Source organism: Rhodopseudomonas palustris (assembly GCF_003591005.1).
Classification (GTDB): Bacteria; Pseudomonadota; Alphaproteobacteria; order Rhizobiales; family Xanthobacteraceae; genus Rhodopseudomonas; species Rhodopseudomonas palustris_K.
On sequence record NZ_QYYD01000005.1, the window covers coordinates 121,809 to 139,858 of the forward strand.

Genomic DNA, 18,050 nt, shown 5'->3' on the forward strand with positions numbered 1-18,050 from the left:
CCCCGGCGCTCAGGTGAAAAGACGTTCAATACGACGCCTGACCCTCGACGAGCCCGGCCGCGGCCCCTCATAACCCCTATCGCCACAGCCCCCAGTTTGCTAAGGGCCTGCTCTGCCGAGTCGGAAGGGTGGCCGAGTGGTTTAAGGCACCGGTCTTGAAAACCGGCGTGCCCGCAAGGGTACCGTGGGTTCGAATCCCACCCCTTCCGCCATAAACCGTTGATTGTATTTTGCAAAATCTGTTGACGGGCGAAACGCAATTTTACAACCATACGGCGAAAGTGCCTTTCAACCTGCAACAATGCTGCAACAGTTTTTTCTGTTGCAGACGGCCCCTCGGCGCCGACTTCGCCGGAACCGAGCGGCACCCCGGAATCGCAGGCCGCCGGCTCCAATCGCAACGTCCGTGAATTTCTCTTGGCGCCACCCTAATACCGCTGCCGACTCGAGGATCTGCCAATTGAGTTGAGCAACGGAGCGCTGGCTATTTCCGAACTTGTCCCTTCCCACTCCTGGAGGACTTTTCGAACCGGCGACCGCCCCGGAGCCGCCATCCGCTATTCACGGGGCACCATGCAATGCCGTCCACTCATCTGCGGCGGGAACGACCACGTCCTTCATCCTCGTCGTGGAGTGCGAGAGCGCGTTACACACCCGGCACCCGATATTGAAACGCCACTATCGTCGCCGCCCGTGCAGATAGCTTGAAGGGTGTCCTCACCCTGGACAACCTCGAAGGAGTTCGAGCTTTGGTCCAACGGCACCACTTCGAAAGCACCGAAACAAGGTGCTGGTCCCCGGTTGCGGCGCGACTGAAGACGGTCCCGAACTGGACCTGTAATCCCGACCTTCCTGGCGGGAGGTTCGGTTACACCAGGCCGTCCTCCGCCGAGCCAGCGCTCTCGGGATGAAGCAGTTTCAGGCGCGGCCGAACCGGCTAAGCCAGCCCCCGACGACAGGCCCTGTCACTGGATGTTTGAGCACATCCATCCAGTGACAAAACGGAAACTGCTATACCGGACGCTTCCTTGCAAGACGGCAACCGTGCAAGGCAAACTCAACGGCACCGGCCGCCTTCGCGGAACGCACAGCCTGACATCAAACTCAACGAATAAATTGCTTCCCGCTGAATGCACGTGGCAGGCAACTCCAAAACAGTTGCGGATTTCTGATTCCAGAATCCGCAACAGACGATTCAACTTTCGAAATCTACGTTGCAGAACTCCTTGAAGGCGATTCGTATCTCGAAATTTCTGATTCAAACTTCGAAAACGGCGTTACATCATCAAACGACGACGTGAGATTTTTCGTAACTAACTACGCGACGCCGGGCATAGCAAGTCTGCAACGACCGCAATTCGTCGTTCTTAAGAGGGGCAGTCTCTGATTGAACCCCGCCCTTCTCCATCAAATCCGATCCAAGGACGTCATATCCGCTGCCTGGAAAGTCAAAACAGTCGCCCGCAACCGAATTACAGTTGCGATAAACTGATTCAGTACCCCAGATTTCCGTTTCAATCTTCATGAACGGCGATTCGAAACTCTACAATCTGATTCAATCGCCTCGTTCGCGTTGTAGTGAAGGATGACGCACAGGTTTACAGAGGTTCCTATCGAATGCCCTCATCGCTCGCCGGCAAGGTATTTTCGGAGAAGTCTACGGCTTTTCGCGCGACAATGGAAACGCGACCGTGATCGGTCAAGTTTTCGAAAACTCACTGGTTGATGATGATGCCACGGTTGTTGAGCAAGTAATATCCGCCTCGCGGATGGCCGACGAGGCGGATTTTGCAGGGAAATCAGAAGATAGGAATAATGCCACCTACGTTGCATGACGCAGCCGGAGTGGGACCACCCGCGGGACGCGCCTGCTGATGCAGCTGACCTTTCGGCGAGTTTGCATAAAGCTCCGCCAAATAATCTGCCGATTCTTCCTCGATGCCACGATCAACTAGAATTCTTTTGGCCCTTTCCTTAACTTGTTCACTCGTCTCTGCCATGCCTCTCTCCTCCTGCCTGAGTCAACCTTCTCGGGTTCGTTAAAATACTACTTTCAATTACGGTCTTCCTTATACATCGGTCTCCATGCTGACTGCCGAACGGGATAACGCGGCAGCCACCCATGCATATTGGAAGCACATTACACGACCGGCATAGGTCAGCTTTGAATGGAGAATATTCAAGCCATTCAGCGGCCTTAGGAAATAGATCAAGCTGGCCGCCATGCACGATCCTGCCGCAATCACTTGTGCGGTCGTGGAATTTGTCCGTGCACTTTGTGAGCCTTCCGCCAGGAAGGATAATCCAATTATGGTCTGGAATTGCGCCACAGTACAAAGCGCCCGGGGTGATTGCTTGCTTGTCTTCCAAACACCAAAAACCCGCTTCCTTCAGCATACCCCTTATTTGATGATACAAAGGAACGTAGTCGGCGTTCTCTAAGGACTGCTGCTTCGTATAAAAGTCATTCGGTATTGCTTGATGCACATTGACTGCAATTCTTGAAGCCGCTGGCCTGAGGTCGTCGATAAATCCAGTCCAAAGGTCAATCATCTTAGCCATGCGCGGGGTGACGTTCACCCGAAGCGTCACAAAACGTTCGTGCTCGTGAAAAACGTCGAGGAGATTGTAGAGCCCCCGCAAGATGGCGTCGTATGTTCCTCTGCCTGAGACGTTAAATCTCTGCTGATCATGGAATTCCTTCGGCCCGTCGATTGTTATCTGAACTCGACTTAACCTCGATGTTTTTAGCTTACTACAATTCGGCTTACTTAGCAGCACGCCGTTCGTCGACGTATAAGAATCATATGTGATATTTGCCTCATCCAGCAAAGGCACTATTCGCGCAGACATCCGCTCGATCGCATCAATTTTCAGTAGCGGCTCACCTCCCCACCACGAAAGGCTAAATTTTGAAAGGCGCTCAGATGAACTTTGACTTTTGCCAATCTCATTGCGAATGAACGCGACTATGTTGTCTTCGTCGCCCGGACTAATATTTTCGTCTACATGATCTTGATAACAATATTCACAGCGAAGGTTGCATTGCAACGTAGTAACTATCGCCAGACTCGCAAAATTGGCGCCGGTCTTTTGCTGCCAATACCGCTTTTCCAAAATGCTAATTTCGTCGATGTTCTCCTCAACAAGAAATCGACGGTCGATTAGGAGAGAGCGAATTTCAGCCTCAAACGCCGAAGTAGGTTCCGCGTTTGGTTCATTCAAGAACTTGTAGATTATCGCGCTATCCGCAGGACCGGCCTCTAAGAGGGACCGGTTGATGAGGTTCTGGTAAATCCAGGCACCTTCTGCTCTATCTAGAGCTGAATGAACATATCGACTGCGTTTGAACAGCTGATTTGTCACAAGATCACCCCCGGCAACTCGGGACTCTATCAAGTCCGAGTCAATATCTTCGTGGAGCGAAACTACAGTAATAAAACCTCAAAACCAGGATGCAGTCAAGTTGTAGTTGGCGCGCCCCTCTCGCATGCGGCGACACGCCTCGCGCATCGGGGAACCATGTGCTGGAGGAGGCAGGCGTTCCTCATCCAAATCGCCAACGCTAACTTGAATACCCGATACGGGCCGCGGTGCTGATTCAGTTCAACGGGCGCGAAGTAGATTCGCCACGACCTCCGTCTTGTGCCTTTCAACTTGACGTTGTCGGCAACCTGGAAAGCGCCGCAAGTACGTCACTTGCAGCTTTCGACAACGCAAATGCAGTTGCGCAATTATGATTCAAAGTTCGAAATTTCTGATTCAGCGCTCGATACTTTTGATTCAAGAACTGACGTTGTTAGAATTCGGCAATAACAATCCGAAGTAACGGCCCACCGCGGCGCTCCGCCCTGAGGCCGCTCTCGCGCCCTCCATCCTCGTCACATTGTGAGCAACGTTACTACTCGATTGCCGTCGCTCTCAGAAAGTGATCATGTTGGGTGAAATAGGATCAGTTCACCGGCGAAATTTGTCACTTGCAACGCCCTGCGCCAGACTGGAAAGGCTGGAAAGTGTGCCCGCGAAGGCGGCAGCGCTACCGGCACGACAGACCGAGAGGAGGCCAACATGGGAAAATCGAATACTAGGCGTCGCGATCATCAGGCAGAATATCAGAGAGCATACCGGCAGCAGCAGAAAGTATCCCGCAAGCCTTCACGAGACGATGTCGCGCGCTTGGCGCTCTATCTTATGATCGGTGAAGGGCTGAAGGACGGACAGGAATGCAAGCTCGCCGATTGGTGTGAGGTGGTGACAGCTGGGTTGGTCGACCAGGGCTTTGATCGAGATGCCACCCAGCACCGGCTTCATCAACTCATCGAGCGCTACGCGGATGGTTGGGATTTTCAGCGTAAGCCGCATTTGATGCAGCACGCCTTTGGGTCCTCTCAATGAGGCGTATTCTCCCCCTTACTTCATCAAACGCCGTTGCCATCTGAATCGCTCAAACAATCTGCAACCTGGGGAAGCCGCGCAATATCCGGCTCCATCCTAAACACGACCCAGGAGTTTGCGATTGGGGCGGTGTCCGGCTGCCGGCTAAGTCAATCGCAAGGCATGGCTGAGCAATGCGGCCACACCGCCAAAATCGTTGACGAGAACCGGAGACCAAGGCCACGGTCCACGTAATAGGAAAAAGATCCTTGCAAAGAACTCGAGATCCTGCCAGGTTGCCCCTCGTTGGAGGGAGCAATCGATGTCCTACAGGTCTGCAAACGAATTCATCGACCGCATTGTCGCGTTGCGTCCGGAGTTACTTCGGCAAGCAACCTTTATGATCGGCAGGCGCACCGACATCGGGTCCCCGGAGGATTTTGTCCAGGACACCCTCGTCACTGCCTTCCAGCACATCGACCGCTTCGAAGACGAGAATCTCGCGGGTTGGTTGAACACGATTCTACACAATCATATTCGCAATGGGCGCCGGCGTGCCAACCGATGTGCCTCGGTGCTCTCGCCGCCCGAAGAAAGCGGTGGCGACGCCGACACCGACTTCCCTGTCCCCGCCACGCAGGAACTTGCGCTCGACGTCGAGGACGTGATGACTGCGCTGAGTACGCTGTCGTCTATCGATCAGGAAGTCATTTGGCTCGCCCGGGTCGACGGCTTGTCGCCCAAGGACATCGGGGCGCGTCTCGGATTGGCCGCGGGCAATGTCTACACACGGCTTTCGCGTGCAACGACCAAGCTCCGCGCCAAGTATGACGCAGCTCCGGCCGCAGCGACGACGTGCGCGAGCGCTCCTCATCGTCACGCGGCTTGAGAACTAAATGATGCCATTGCGAATTTATCTCGTCGCCGGCTTCAACGGCGGCTCGGGCCGCAGCTTGACGGCGGCACTGCTGGCTTACGGGCTCCAACGTCACGGTCGCCGGCCGTTGCTGGTGCGCCAGACCTACGCTGGCTCTGTCTCCGCGACCGACCCCATTGGAGCGACGCTGCCAGTGCCGTGCAGTAGGTTGGTGCTGCCGGCCCCCTATGAACTGCCGGCTGATCTCACAGCTGGGCTAGCGACGACCATTCACGATACCGACGCACGGTTCATGATTGCCCTGAGGAACCAGGCGACGGCTGAAACCGGCCCGGACGGAGACGTCGTCGTCGATCTCTGCTGCCACGATCGTGCCTGCAATGCTGCGACTATCTCCGACGCTGCTGTGATCCTGGTGCCGGCGCGGGCCTCGGTGCTTGAGATCGACTGGGCAGTGCGGAGCTTCAGTCATATTCGTGACATCCAGCGTTGCCGCGACACCCCAATCCCAACGCTGCTGGCGCCCATTGCTTCGGACGATGAGCGAGCCCGCCAAATGGCGTTGCTGGGCGCCATGTTGCGCGAATGCGATCCGGAGCACCATCTTGTGCAGGGCGAGCCGGCGGACGTCATGGTGGAGGCCCCATTTCTCGACGGAGCCTCTCTGACTGCCCTCCTGATTGAACGTCCCATCTGGCGAGATCCGCAACTGACTGATCGCTGTCGTGCCTTTGCGGCCGCTGTGGCCGCTCGCGCCGACGCATTCATGACTGTGTCCATGGGGGATGCGGATGACCTCTGATTGTTACGCCCCCTCCTTTGGCCTCGATAGATCGGTCGCCAGAGCAACGGTTGGCGGATGCTGCGTTGGCCTGAGCCGCTGTCCTCGAGTTCAGGCAGGGCAAGGTTGTATTCGGCCAATCCAGCTCTGGCACATGGGACGGCCGGTCGATGATCAAGCAAGCCGAGGCCGCCCGAGCGTCGCCTTTCAATGGAGTGGAGGAGACCGGGATGGCCGGCGTCGCCGGCGAACTGCGCACGCCCGGCACCAGGATACGACGGCCCTACGATCGGAGCGCCGGGCATCAGGTAGCGCTTCCACGACGATCTCATCCGGGGCTCGCCCATAGCGTCCCGCCAATGCTGCCCCAGCGATAAGTGTCACGCGACCACCGGCAGCACGGTGGCCGTCTTGAGGCGTGCCTTCTGGCTTCTTCACCCCTACGGCGACCGTCCCTGATCTTCCACTACAGACAGCGAGCTCCTCATGCTGACCCGCATCTTTCCATTTCTTGACCCTGACATGATCACCCACGAGTTCTCTGAGCGCCTGATTTCATTGGCCAAGGACTGTGCCCAGCTCGAGCATGACGTGTCGTTCGTGGAAGCGAGATTGCGGACGGCACCGACACTGGATCTCTACGTCCCGCTCCTGACGCCCCTCGGCCTGCATCTCGTCGGCCAGGTCACGCAGCACCCACTGCTTGGGACACGCAAGATCATCACTTCGCAACTGTGGTTTGCCGATCCGGAAGGACGTTGGGCGCGCACTTTGTCGCGATTCTACTGCCTCGGCCGGCCCGCCGATCCCGATGGTCGGGAGCATATCACGACCACATCTTTGTTTACGTACGACGACCGGGACCTGGACGGCTGGCCAGGAGACTACGATTGATCGACGACAATGATGACGACGACTTTCTGTCGTCGCCCGATGCCGTCGATCCGAACGCTATCGTCGACGGCGCGGCAGCGGATTCCGCCGACAGCGACCAAGAGCGCCTACAAGGGCTGCCGAGGCTGCTGCGCTATGCAATGTTGGCCAAGGACAACGTCGATGACAGCGTCACGCACCGTCTCTCCGCTGAGATCGATGAACTTTGCCCGAACCTACCCGAAAATGCAGGCTGGACGGCCACGCAGAATTCCGAGACTGGCTTTGCCCTCGCCGGTGCACTTGATCGGCTGGCGGTGTTCCGTGACCTGCCCTCATTGCGCAGCCTGAGCGACTGTGTCCGACTGCTAACCCTGACGTTACCGTGCGATGCGGAACGCTTTGGGGCATATCGGCGCGTGGCGCGTGCCATGATCCTTGCTTTTCGTCAGATCGAAGCGAGCCTCGACGACAATCGTTGCGCCGAGCTTGAGCGAATTGTTTATGGGTTCGCGGCATTGCCGGCGGCAATTGCGGCAAACGACAGCGCTTGCTCATGGCCCGCCATTTCCAATGCCACGCATTTTGGCGAGCAATTGGCGCGTCACCGGGTCCGGGCAGCTGTCGCAAGAACCGCCCAGAGCGTACGGCGTCAGATCGAACGACAAACGGAGGCGGCCAGATCAAAGGACACTACCTCGATTGAAGACACCGCTGCGGACCCAACAGCGAGCGAACCCGTCGCGCGCAACCACGTCATCGTGGCGCGTATCGACCAGAAGGAGCTCAAGAACCTGAAGTTCATCGAGCCGTTCCGACATGTGATCAACCGCGCCCTGCCGCTTGTCGAGACGCCCGCTCTCGACCGAGTCCGCACCACCTTGGCGGCCGAGTTTCCCTATGCCGTCGACGTCGTGGATTTCGCGCTCACCGACTTGATCGGCCGTCCGACCATCCAGCTGCGACCAGTGCTGCTGGTCGGAGAGCCCGGCGGCGGGAAATCACGTTTCGCACGCAGACTTGGCGAAGTGCTTGGAGTTGCAATCTGGCGGACCGACGCATCTCAATCCGATGGGAACGTATTCGCCGGAACGGAGCGTCGGTGGAATTCCACAGAGCCCTGCCATCCCCTGCTCGCGATTGCCCGCGGAGGGATCGCAAACCCAATCGTTCTAATCGACGAGATCGAAAAAGCCGCCACGCGAACCGACAATGGAAGGCTGTGGGACTGCCTGCTGGGTCTATTGGAGACCGAAACGTGCGCCCGATACCCCGACCCAGCCCTACAAACTCCCCTCGATCTTAGCCACGTCAGCTACGTCGCCACGGCGAACACCCTGAATCCGCTGCCCTCCCCCCTGCTCGACCGCTGGCGGGTCATTGCCTTCCCGAAGCCCACGCTGGATGACCTCGATGCCTTGTTGCCAGGTTTGATTGAAGCCATTGCTGTAGATCGCGGCGTCGACGGCCGTTGGATTGCTCCCCTGGGCACCCATGAACGCGCTGCAATTACCGCTGCCTGGCGCGGCGGATCGATCCGCCGTCTGCGCCGGATCCTCGAGTCCATCCTCCAGCTTCGAGAACGTGCGGCGTCGAGACATTGACGAACTCGCTAGCGCCCATCCGCGACAACCTGATGCTAGACGAGCAGACCGGCAAAGGAAAATGCTCCCAATAATCCTCGGATTTAGGTTCTCTCTAGACCAGCCGATGGCAACCTGAAGTTGATTTTTAACGGGAAGCGCATCCGAATCCGGTTAAATGTCGCGAGTGCCCGACCCGGCGAATCGTCAATACAGATGCGAATCCGCGCCGAAAAGAGTCGATTGGGCCAAAACCTCTGGCAGAAGCTGGCATGTTTTGGCATCTTCTGCCGTTCCTTCCCCGAGGTGCCGCGGTGCCGGACGAAATTCTAACGCTGCCTGAGGTGGCCCAGTTGCTCAAGGTCGCCGAGAAGACCGTCTACACAATGGCCCAAAAGAGCCAGTTACCGGCCTTCAAGGTGCGGGGGCAATGGCGATTCAAGCGCGTCGACATTGACCGTTGGATCGAGCAGCAGAAAGACGCCTCCCGCGATGAAGGGAGGAACTGACATGGCCACTTCGCTTTCGTCTCAGATCCAGGACGTCCTGCCCAAGACGCAGGATACCTATTACAAATTGATCTTGGCAGTAGGGCCGGCACGCGTAGGCAAGACCGCCGCCCTCACAGAGCTTGCCGCAAAACACAAATGGCCGAGGGTCAACGTCAATCTTTGTCTTTCGGAGAAGCTTCTCGAACTGACACATCGACAACGCGCGGTTCGTGTGGCGGGAATTCTCGACGACACAGTGCGAAACGAAAATTCCAATGTTGTTCTGCTCGACAATATCGAGATGCTTTTCGCTACAGAACTGGCGCAGGATCCTCTCAAGCTGCTTCAATCCCTTTCCCGGAACCGAACGATCGTTGCCGCATGGCCGGGATACTTTGATGGTGCTGCTCTGACCTATGCGGAGCCGGGCCATCCCGAAGCTCGCCGATATCCAACGCCCCAAGCGGTGATCGTTAGAGCTGGCAAGGCCGATCAGCCAGACATTGGATCGCCTGGGGAGGAGTCGAAATGAAGTACTCAGATCTCATTCAGTTCGAGCCAATTGAAACGGTCGTCCAGCTCCGGGAAGCGGACACCGCCGCAGATGCTCGTCGCTTGGTCGAAACATTCGTCATCTCCGACCGAATGGCGGACATGCTCGGCACGCTGGTGTTTCCACAACTGCAGTTCAACAAGCCAGCTGACAACAAAGGTCTTCTCGTTGTCGGCAATTACGGTACGGGTAAATCGCACCTCATGGCCGTAATTTCGGCCATCGCCGAGCATGCAGATCTCATCTCGTGCATAGCCAATCCGACCGTCGCCAAAAAGGCAGCGGATATCGCTGGCCGGTTCCGTGTGATCCGCGCCGAGATCGGCTCCACCACGATGTCCCTGCGGGACATCGTGTGTTCGGTGCTAGAGGATGGTCTGGGCCGACTCGGGGTTACCTACGAATTTCCTTCCACCGAGGATCGACACGAGAACAAGTCTGCATTTGAGCAAATGATGGCGGCGTTTCAGGCAAAGCACCCTGATCGCGGTCTGGTCCTCGTTCTCGACGAGCTTCTCGATTATCTGCGCTCGCGCGCGGACCAAGCCCTGAGCCTTGATCTTTCATTCCTTCGGGAGCTTGGCGAGGTCTGCAAAGGCTCCCGCTTCCGCTTCACCGCGGGCGTTCAGGAAAGCCTTTTTGACAATCCACGTTTTCAGTTTGTCGCCGATACCCTTCGTCGCGTGAAGGACCGATTCGAACAGGTCCGCATTGCGCGTGACGATGTTGCCTTTGTCGTTGCCGAAAGAATCCTAAAGAAAGACGCCAAGCAGCAAGCGCTGATCCGTGAACACCTGAAGCAGTTTTCGCCGCTCTATGGTTCGATGAACGAACGCATGGAGGAGTTCGTCCGCCTCTTCCCTATACACCCGGCCTATCTCGACACGTTCGAACGGGTATACGTGGCCGAAAAGCGCGAGGTTCTGAAGACGCTCAGCGCCGCAATTCGCCGCATCATCGATCAGGAAGTTCCGCGAGATGATACCGGACTGATTGCTTACGATTCTTACTGGAGCGTGTTGCGCGATAACCCATCATTCCGCTCTGATCCGGCCATCAAAGAGGTCATCGATCGCAGCGGTGTTCTCGACGCGCGCGTTCAGCAGGCATTCACCCGTCCGCAGTACAAGCCCGCTGCGATCCGGATCGTGCACGCGCTCTCCGTCCACCGGCTGACGACGTCGGACATCTATGCGCCGATTGGTGCGACAGCGGAGGAACTGAGAGACGACCTCTGTCTCATGCTGCCCGTTCCCGAAAAGGATGCCGGCTTTCTCCGCACGCTTGTCGAGACTGTTCTGAAGGAATTGCTGCGCACCGTAAGCGGCCAGTTTCTCAGCTTCAATAAGGAGAACGGCCAGTACTTCCTCGATCTGAAGAAGGATGTCGATTTCGATTCCCTCATCGAGAAGCGAGCTGAGACCCTCAGTGATGCGCAGTTGGATCGCTACTATTTCGATGCCCTTCGGCGCGTGGTTCTCGAAGACCCGGATGCGGCGCCATACGTGACCGGCTACCGCATTTGGGAACATGAAATCGAGTGGCGGGAACGGCATGCGGGTCGAAGCGGTTACCTGTTCTTCGGTGCCCCGAATGAGCGCTCCACCGCGCAGCCCGTGCGCGACTTTTATCTCTATTTCTTGCAGCGATTCGACGCGCCCTATTTCAAGGACGAAAAGAAGCCGGACGAAGTGTTCTTCAAGCTGAAGGACAGCGATGATGCGTTCGACCGTGTACTTCGCCTTTATGCTGGTGCGCGAGAGCAGTCTGCAGCCGCATCGGGCAGTAACAAGAAGATTTATGAGGACAAGGCCGGGGACCATCTCCGAACTCTCACCTCCTGGCTGCGCGAGCACATGCCAACAGCCGTCGAGGTCGTGCATCAGGGGCGTTCGAAGACATTGCAGGAAGTCGTGCGCGGCAAGCTTCCGCCTAATGCGACGGTCAAGGACTACGTCAACACTGCGGGCTCGGCTCTCCTGGCTCCTCACTTTTCCGATCGCAGCCCGGAATACCCGATCTTCAGCGTGCTGGTCACGCGACAGAACCGCGACCAGGCGGCGCAGGAGGCGCTGCGTTGGATTGCTGGGGGCGTGAAGAGCAAACAAGGGACGGCAATTCTCGACGCGCTGGAATTGTTGGACGGCGAGACGCTCAAGCCGCGCAATTCGCGCTACGCCAAGCATGTGCTCGACGCTTTGAGCCATAAGGGCCAGGGCCAAGTCCTCAATCGATCCGAGTTGGTCGGCTCTGAGGCTGGGGTCGATTACTGGACCAAGTTTCGCGTCGAACCGGAATTCCTGAGCGTGGTGCTGGCGGCGCTGGTGCACAGCGGCGACATCGTCCTGAGCCTCGCCGGCAGGAAGGTGGATGCCGCCGGCATCGACCAGTTTGCCAAAGTCGGCATCGCCGAGGTCACGGAGTTTAAGCACATCGATCGCCCACGCGATCTGCCGCTCGGGCCACTCCAGGATCTCTGTGATTTGCTCGACGTGCCGAAGGGGCTCATTGTCAATCCTGCGAACCGGGATGACGGTGTGGCCAAAATTCAGCAGCGCGCGGGGGAGCTTTTGGGACGGGTTGTCGCAGCCCAGGCACGCATTCCTGAGCTGATCTTCTGGAGCCGGCCCATTCTGTCCGAGCAGGAGCAGAAGGATTGGAAGGACCGGCTTGGCAGTTTAAAGGCGTTCCTCGAATCGCTGCAGCCGTTCAACACGTCCGGCAAACTGAAGAACTTTCCCTATGACTCCGCGGCGGTCCTCGGCCAGAAGCCGGCAATCGACCTCTCTCGTGAAGTCGACGACCTGGGCACGGTGCTTCAGCAGACCAGCCCGCTGACGTCCTATCTCGGCAAGGCGGAAGCGCTGCTCGATGCCAGCCATCCCTGGCAGGATGCCGTCCGCACCGCCCGTGCCGATCTCATGGCGAAGATCGCCAGCCCCAAGCAGCGCTCGGAAGCCGGTTTCAAACGGCTTTTGACTCAAACCCTGGGAGATTTGAAGACCAAGTATCAAGACGCCTATCTGGCAGCGCACGAGCGCGTCCGCTTGGGCGTAAACGACGACAAGCGCAAGGCGAATCTCGCCAAAGATTCCCGCTTGGCCCAGATTCAGAAGATTGCCAATGTCGAGATGATGCCGACGCCGCAACTGCGGGATTTCGAGAACAGGCTGTTTGCGCTGAAAACCTGTTTCCAGCTGGGGCGTCCGGACCTCGACAGCGATCCTCTCTGCCCGCATTGCGGCTTCCGGCCGGCTGAGGAGCCGGCGGCAAGCGCCACTGCAAAGAAAGCGCTCGCCGATCTCGACGAGGCGCTGGATGCTCTCCTGCGCGGATGGACGGACACGCTACGCACCAATCTCGAAGACCCGACCGTGTCAGGCAATATCGAGCTGGTCACCGATCTCATTGGAAAGCGCGAGCTGCATGGCTTCCTGAAGAGCAAGGCGCTGCCAGATCCAGTCAGCCCGGCTTTCTTGAAGGCGCTGCAGGAGGTTCTCGGCGGCTTACAGCCGGTGAAGTTCGGCGGCGCCGATCTGCTAGCCGCACTTTCCGAAGGTGGGCTGCCGTGTACCGTCAGCGATCTGAAGGAGCGCTTCGACCGCTACATCGCCAACCTGACCAAGGGCAAAGATGCGTCCAAGGTCCGAATCATCATCGAATAGGTCGGACCCATGGCCGCTGGAGTCACTGGACCAGTTTCTTCGGCCTTTCGGCGGGCATCCCTGATCTATCCGCAACCAGTGGCGATTGCTTGTGGGCGCGTCCTTCGTGCCAGGTCTCCTTCGGAACGCCTGGATGCCTGCCTGCGGGCCGGGGAGGTGCTGACCCGTTATATCGCGGCAGTTGCCCTTTCGTCCTTTGGCGCACGCGAAGGCGGCGATGGCCTCGACATCTCCGTGCTTGAAGGGAACTTGGCCTTTGGCCACTTCCTATCCACGGCTCAGCAGATAGCCAACATCGAAGTGCCTCACCCTTTGGGACCTTATCTGGCCGCAGGGTTCAAGCCGAAGAAGGGCCAATTGACTGGAGTTACCTACGCGGCCCTGGAAGCGCTGTTGAACCTGAGAAACGAACTCGGTCACCAGCTCCAGACCATCAATGTCCCGAAAGCGCAGTCTCTTCTCAATGAACGCAAGCCCGATATGCAACTCGGCGACGCCCTGAAAGGCGTTGATGGCTTGTTGATGCTGCCCTTGTTCGTAGTTGAAGAACAGCAGCTTGTGCAAAAGGTGATTCGAGCGCGTCGGCTCCTGCTGATGGGAGAGTCCGCAGATCCGCCGCCGGACGAGATCGAGATCCTTGAGGGGGTCGAGGACCCCGGAGCGCCATACATCGCGGTCAACGCTATGTTGCTCAAGCTCCCGCCGATCCTGGTTTGGGAGCTAGTCCAGAAGCGCGCCAATACACGCCTCCTGTTTCTGGACAAGGTCGGGACAAATGCGAGCCGTTACAAGACTGTCGAAGGCGACGAAGTCGATGGTGCCGCGGAACGAGCTGCGGAAATCGCCGCGCTGTGCGCCGGAAAGAAACGACAAGCCGAACGTGTCGAACTTCGCGATGGCCGCCACCTGGCACGCGAGTGGGGTGAGAGGCGTCGCCTGATCGAGGAAACCGGGGCGCGGGGTGAAGGGCTCATTCCCTGGGACCAGCTCAATCCAGATACAATCAACTGGTTTGTCAGCCGCCTAACCCCAAAGCCGGACGGCTCGCCGACCGAGATCATTTGTGAACGCTTGCTCGACGGGCGGACATCAATCAACGCCCACGAACGACGACAGCTTGTGCTTCTATTCGGCACGCCTGCGGCTGCGCGTGAGGAGCTTCGGCGCGATGTGATGGATCTCCAGGTCATCACCGACCCGCAAAGACGATGGGACGACCGCCTGCTGATCGAGTACGCGAATCTCTTTGAAACACTGCGCCAAGCGATCGAGTTCCTGGCTCGAAATCTCCGCACGACCGGCCTCAGCGTGGAAGGTCTGACGAGCACCACTGGTTCGCCGGACTACATCGCGATCCGCGAAGGGCTTGTGAACCAATTCATCCACCAGGACTATGCGGATCAAACCACGTGCGCGCGGGTGATCATTCGACCGCACGAAACGGTTCTCTTCAACGCCGGTCATTCACTTGTGGATGTTGCTCGCCTGGAAGACGGTGGCAGCAGTCAGGCGCGCAATCCTCTGGTGGCAAGGGCGGTTCGATTAGTGGGCTTTGCCGAGATCGCGGGTTCCGGCTTGCGTCTGCTGCACAGCGCTTGGCGTGGCGCCCACCGTCCGCTTCCCCAAATCCTATCGAACCGCGAGGCGAACAATTTCACCCTGACCCTTGATTGGCGGCCCCTTGCTGAACCGCACGACGAATTGTGGCACCGTCTAGGTGTGAGGCTGTCTCTTAGCCAGGCAGAAATTCTCAGGCTCGTAAAATTGCAGCCAGATGCAACGCTTGAAGCGTTGACCGAGGCCAGCGGCATGAAGGCTGACGCTGTGCTGGCCGACCTTGAATATCTTGAACTGCAAAAACTGCTGGAATGTCGCGGCGGACAATATGCAGTAGCAGAACACCTGCGAGAGATCATATGAAACGACGATCCAAAGGGAATGGTGACCTCTTTATCGAGCCGTCAGGCCAACTGCGCCTAGTCGACAAGTCTGCGGAGCAGCAGGCGCTGGAAAAGGGCAAGGTCGAATGCCTTGGGATGACGTTCGACAGCGAAGATGCACGCCGGATCTACTTTACGGACCGGCTACGGGAGAAACTCGCTGATCCTGAGTTTCGCAAAACTCCGGGTTTCCCGAAGGGAACCGACGACGATATCATCCGCATGTCCGATCCACCTTGGTACACGGCGTGCCCCAATCCCTTTCTTGCCGACTTCGTGCGCGTGTACGGCAAGCCGTACAATCCGGAGGAACGCTATGAGCGTGATCCGTTCGCGGTAGACACGAGCGTCGGGAAGTCCGATGCACTGTACAAAGCTCATGGCTACCACACGAAGGTCCCGCACCTCGCGATTGTCCCGTCGATCCTCCATTACACAGAGCCGGGCGATATTGTGCTCGATGGCTTCGCAGGCTCGGGCATGACGGGCGTTGCCGCGCAATGGTGCGGCTCGGCGCCGGCGGAGTATCGCAAACAGCTTGAAGCGGAGTGGTCGAAACAGAGTTTGCCGAAACCGAAATGGGGCGCACGCCGAGCGATCCAGAATGATCTCGGGCCTGCAGCGACCTTTATCGCATCAAACTACACTATGCCCTTCGATGTGTCGGCCTTTTCCAGGGTCGCTCATGGTATTTTGGCCGAGGTTCAGAAAGAATTCGGCTGGATGTACGAGACGCTTCACACCGATGGCAAGACAAAAGGACGCATAAATTACACGGTCTGGAGCGAGGTTTTTTCCTGTCCGGACTGCGCCGGCGAGGTGAACTTCGTGGAAGAGGCTCTCGATCCCTCTACGAAGCGTGTCAAAGATCGATTTCCTTGCCCGCACTGCAATTCAGAGATGACAAAGAGCCGCTTAGAAAAACTTTATGAGAGTCGGGTCGATTCTGTCATCGGAACGACAATCAAGGAACCAAAGCGCCGGGTAGTCTTGATCGACTATTCCGTTGGCAGTGCCAGGTACGAAAAGGCCCCCACAACCGCTGATGCGGAAGTGCTCGATAGAATCGCGGCTTTAGCACTGCCGCCAGAGGTGCCAACGCACATCCTGCCTTACATGCACATGACCCACGAGCGCGCCCGCCTGGATTCTGCTGGTGTCACTCACGTGCATCATTTCTTCATGCCGCGTGCTGCGCAAGCCCTTGCGTCTCTTTGGCGTCACGCCAGCGCCGAACGGGATCGCCGTCTTCGGTCGATGCTCCTCTTCTTTGTTGAGCAAGCCATCTGGGGCATGTCACTGCTTGCCCGATATGCTCCAACACACTTCTCACAGGTCAACCAGTATCTGAATGGTGTCTATTATATAGGCTCGCAAATCGTTGAGGTTTCTCCGTGGTACATCTTAGATGGCAAGGCAAAACGGCTTGGAACAACTTTTTCGAGTCTTCGCAATCGACAGTATTCTGTAACTACGCAGACCGGCACCTGCGCTGCAATTCCACTTCAAGGCAACTCCATTGATTATATCTTCACAGATCCACCGTTTGGCGAAAATATATATTACGCGGATCTAAACTACCTGGTTGAGTCATGGCATCGCGTTATTACGGAGGCAGAACCAGAAGCGATAGTCGACAAAGCAAGAAAGAAAGGTGTTCTCGACTATCAAGCGCTGATGCGCGTTTGCTTTGAGGAGTATAGTCGCGTCCTGAAGCCAGGGCGCTGGATGACGGTTGTCTTCAGCAACTCATCAAATGCAGTCTGGAGAGCGATACAGGAAGCCCTTGGGACGGCAGGTTTCGTGGTTGCTGACGTTAGGACGCTCGACAAGCAGCAAGGCTCCTACCGCCAAGTAACGAGCACTGCGGTCAAACAGGACTTGGTCATCTCCGCCTACAAGCCGACGGAAGCTTTGGCTGAGCGCTTTATGCTCGGGACGTCGTCACCAGATAACGCTTGGGCCTTCGTGACCGAGCATCTCAGCCACGTGCCCGTATTTTTCAGCGTGGAAGGCGTCGCTGATGTGATCGCTGAACGCACCGCGCAGGTGCTTCACGATCGCATGGTCGCCTTCCATGTCCAGCGCCAAATCTCGGTACCACTTTCGACCGCTGAATTTCTTGGGGGCATTCACCAGCGTTATCCTGAGCGTGACGGCATGTACTTCTTACCGACGCAGGTCGCCGAGTATGATCGTAAGCGAAACAAGGCCGCCGAGCTCCGCCAACTGAACCTCTTTGTCATCGATGAGGCGAGCGCCATTCAATGGGTGCGCCGCGAACTTCAGAACAAGCCGCGCAGCTTCCAGGATCTCCAGCCCACGTTCATGCGCGAAATCCAAAACTGGGCAAAGCACGAGCAGACCGTCGAGCTCAAAGAAATCCTCCGACAGAACTGCATCCACTACGATGGCAGTGGACCGGTTCCGAGCCAAATCCATTCTTACCTATCCACGAACTTTAAAGAGCTTCGCAATCTTGCCAAGGATGATTCCGTCTTGATCGCGAAGGCGATGGACCGCTGGTACGTGCCTGATCCGGGTAAGCAAGGTGATTTGGAAAAGCTCCGCGAAAGAGCGCTGTTGACTGAATTCGAAACTTACAAGCAGGCAAAGGAACGCAAGCTGAAACTGTTTCGTACCGAAGCGGTGCGCGTCGGCTTCAAGGCCGCCTACGACGGTCAGGACTACAAGACCATCGTCAGCGTCGCGGCCAAGCTGCCTGAGAATGTCCTGCAAGAGGATGAGACGCTGTTGATGTATTACGACGTCGCGAGTATGCGCCTCGGTGACGAGTGAGGTGATGCATGCGAGCGGGGGAGTGGTGGCACTGCATCGACCACGATGAGCCCTGCCGTGTCGTCGATACCGACGCACTGTGGGGACAGCCGACGTGTCTGGTCTGGTTGCCAC

General features: G+C 57.4%; 12 protein-coding genes and 1 tRNA gene. 11 read left to right on the forward strand and 2 right to left on the reverse strand.

Going from position 1 to position 18,050, the window contains the following annotated elements:
- Positions 1-122: 122 nt before the first annotated feature.
- Positions 123-212, forward strand: a tRNA-Ser gene (locus tag D4Q52_RS06655).
- A 1,587-nt stretch (positions 213-1,799) separates the two neighbouring features.
- On the opposite strand, the gene D4Q52_RS26185 is transcribed toward D4Q52_RS06655, so the two are convergent.
- Positions 1,800-2,000: a hypothetical protein gene (locus tag D4Q52_RS26185; protein WP_147407764.1), complete on the reverse strand. Its 201-nt coding sequence runs from the start codon at positions 1,998-2,000 to the stop codon at positions 1,800-1,802.
- Complete coding sequence (locus D4Q52_RS06660) at positions 1,984-3,366, reverse strand: radical SAM/SPASM domain-containing protein (RefSeq protein ID WP_147407765.1); 1,383 nt, start codon at positions 3,364-3,366, stop codon at positions 1,984-1,986. Before D4Q52_RS06660 ends, D4Q52_RS26185 begins: the two co-directional genes overlap by 17 nt.
- A gap of 702 nt (positions 3,367-4,068) precedes the next feature.
- Here D4Q52_RS06660 and D4Q52_RS26190 point away from each other — a divergent pair.
- From D4Q52_RS26190 to D4Q52_RS06710, 10 genes are all read left to right on the forward strand, one after another.
- Positions 4,069-4,395, forward strand: coding sequence for a hypothetical protein (locus D4Q52_RS26190; RefSeq protein ID WP_147407766.1), 327 nt, complete (start codon positions 4,069-4,071; stop codon positions 4,393-4,395).
- Between the two features lie 301 nt (positions 4,396-4,696).
- Positions 4,697-5,263 carry an RNA polymerase sigma factor gene (locus tag D4Q52_RS06670; protein WP_119855766.1) on the forward strand — a complete coding sequence of 189 codons (567 nt, stop codon included), beginning with the start codon at positions 4,697-4,699 and terminating at the stop codon, positions 5,261-5,263.
- Between the two features lie 7 nt (positions 5,264-5,270).
- Positions 5,271-6,053 carry a hypothetical protein gene (locus D4Q52_RS06675; RefSeq protein ID WP_234831103.1) on the forward strand — a complete coding sequence of 261 codons (783 nt, stop codon included), beginning with the start codon at positions 5,271-5,273 and terminating at the stop codon, positions 6,051-6,053.
- 465 nt (positions 6,054-6,518) lie between these two features.
- A complete protein-coding gene (locus D4Q52_RS06680; protein ID WP_119855767.1) occupies positions 6,519-6,926 on the forward strand; it encodes a DUF6634 family protein in 408 nt (135 codons plus the stop codon).
- The gene (locus tag D4Q52_RS26435) at positions 6,923-8,509 is read left to right on the forward strand and encodes an AAA family ATPase (protein WP_182915249.1); all 1,587 of its coding nucleotides are present in this window, start codon (positions 6,923-6,925) and stop codon (positions 8,507-8,509) included. Before D4Q52_RS06680 ends, D4Q52_RS26435 begins: the two co-directional genes overlap by 4 nt.
- Positions 8,510-8,760: 251 nt before the next feature.
- On the forward strand, positions 8,761-8,997 hold the full coding sequence (gene mads1, locus D4Q52_RS06690) for a methylation-associated defense system helix-turn-helix domain-containing protein MAD1 (RefSeq protein ID WP_210210128.1): 237 nt from the start codon (positions 8,761-8,763) through the stop codon (positions 8,995-8,997).
- 1 nt (position 8,998) lies between these two features.
- The gene (gene brxF / locus D4Q52_RS06695; protein WP_119855768.1) at positions 8,999-9,511 is read left to right on the forward strand and encodes a BREX-3 system P-loop-containing protein BrxF; all 513 of its coding nucleotides are present in this window, start codon (positions 8,999-9,001) and stop codon (positions 9,509-9,511) included.
- Entirely contained in the window at positions 9,508-13,197 is a 3,690-nt protein-coding gene (locus D4Q52_RS06700) for a DUF6079 family protein (protein ID WP_119855769.1), read from the forward strand. Before brxF ends, D4Q52_RS06700 begins: the two co-directional genes overlap by 4 nt.
- Before the next feature lie 9 nt (positions 13,198-13,206).
- Positions 13,207-15,117 (forward strand): hypothetical protein, encoded by a 1,911-nt coding sequence (locus tag D4Q52_RS06705; RefSeq protein WP_147407767.1) that lies wholly within the window; start codon positions 13,207-13,209, stop codon positions 15,115-15,117.
- Positions 15,114-17,936 (forward strand): DNA methyltransferase, encoded by a 2,823-nt coding sequence (locus D4Q52_RS06710; RefSeq protein ID WP_119855771.1) that lies wholly within the window; start codon positions 15,114-15,116, stop codon positions 17,934-17,936. Before D4Q52_RS06705 ends, D4Q52_RS06710 begins: the two co-directional genes overlap by 4 nt.
- Positions 17,937-18,050 lie beyond the last annotated feature (114 nt).

Coding starts and splice junctions, on each gene's coding strand:
- D4Q52_RS26185 (WP_147407764.1), bottom strand. CDS start 2,000: ATGGCAGAGACGAGTGAACAAGTTAAGGAAAGGGCCAAAAGAATTCTA.
- D4Q52_RS26190 (WP_147407766.1), top strand. CDS start 4,069: ATGGGAAAATCGAATACTAGGCGTCGCGATCATCAGGCAGAATATCAG.
- D4Q52_RS06670 (WP_119855766.1), top strand. CDS start 4,697: ATGTCCTACAGGTCTGCAAACGAATTCATCGACCGCATTGTCGCGTTG.
- D4Q52_RS06675 (WP_234831103.1), top strand. CDS start 5,271: ATGATGCCATTGCGAATTTATCTCGTCGCCGGCTTCAACGGCGGCTCG.
- D4Q52_RS06680 (WP_119855767.1), top strand. CDS start 6,519: ATGCTGACCCGCATCTTTCCATTTCTTGACCCTGACATGATCACCCAC.
- mads1 (WP_210210128.1), top strand. CDS start 8,761: ATGTTTTGGCATCTTCTGCCGTTCCTTCCCCGAGGTGCCGCGGTGCCG.
- brxF (WP_119855768.1), top strand. CDS start 8,999: ATGGCCACTTCGCTTTCGTCTCAGATCCAGGACGTCCTGCCCAAGACG.
- D4Q52_RS06700 (WP_119855769.1), top strand. CDS start 9,508: ATGAAGTACTCAGATCTCATTCAGTTCGAGCCAATTGAAACGGTCGTC.
- D4Q52_RS06705 (WP_147407767.1), top strand. CDS start 13,207: ATGGCCGCTGGAGTCACTGGACCAGTTTCTTCGGCCTTTCGGCGGGCA.
- D4Q52_RS06710 (WP_119855771.1), top strand. CDS start 15,114: ATGAAACGACGATCCAAAGGGAATGGTGACCTCTTTATCGAGCCGTCA.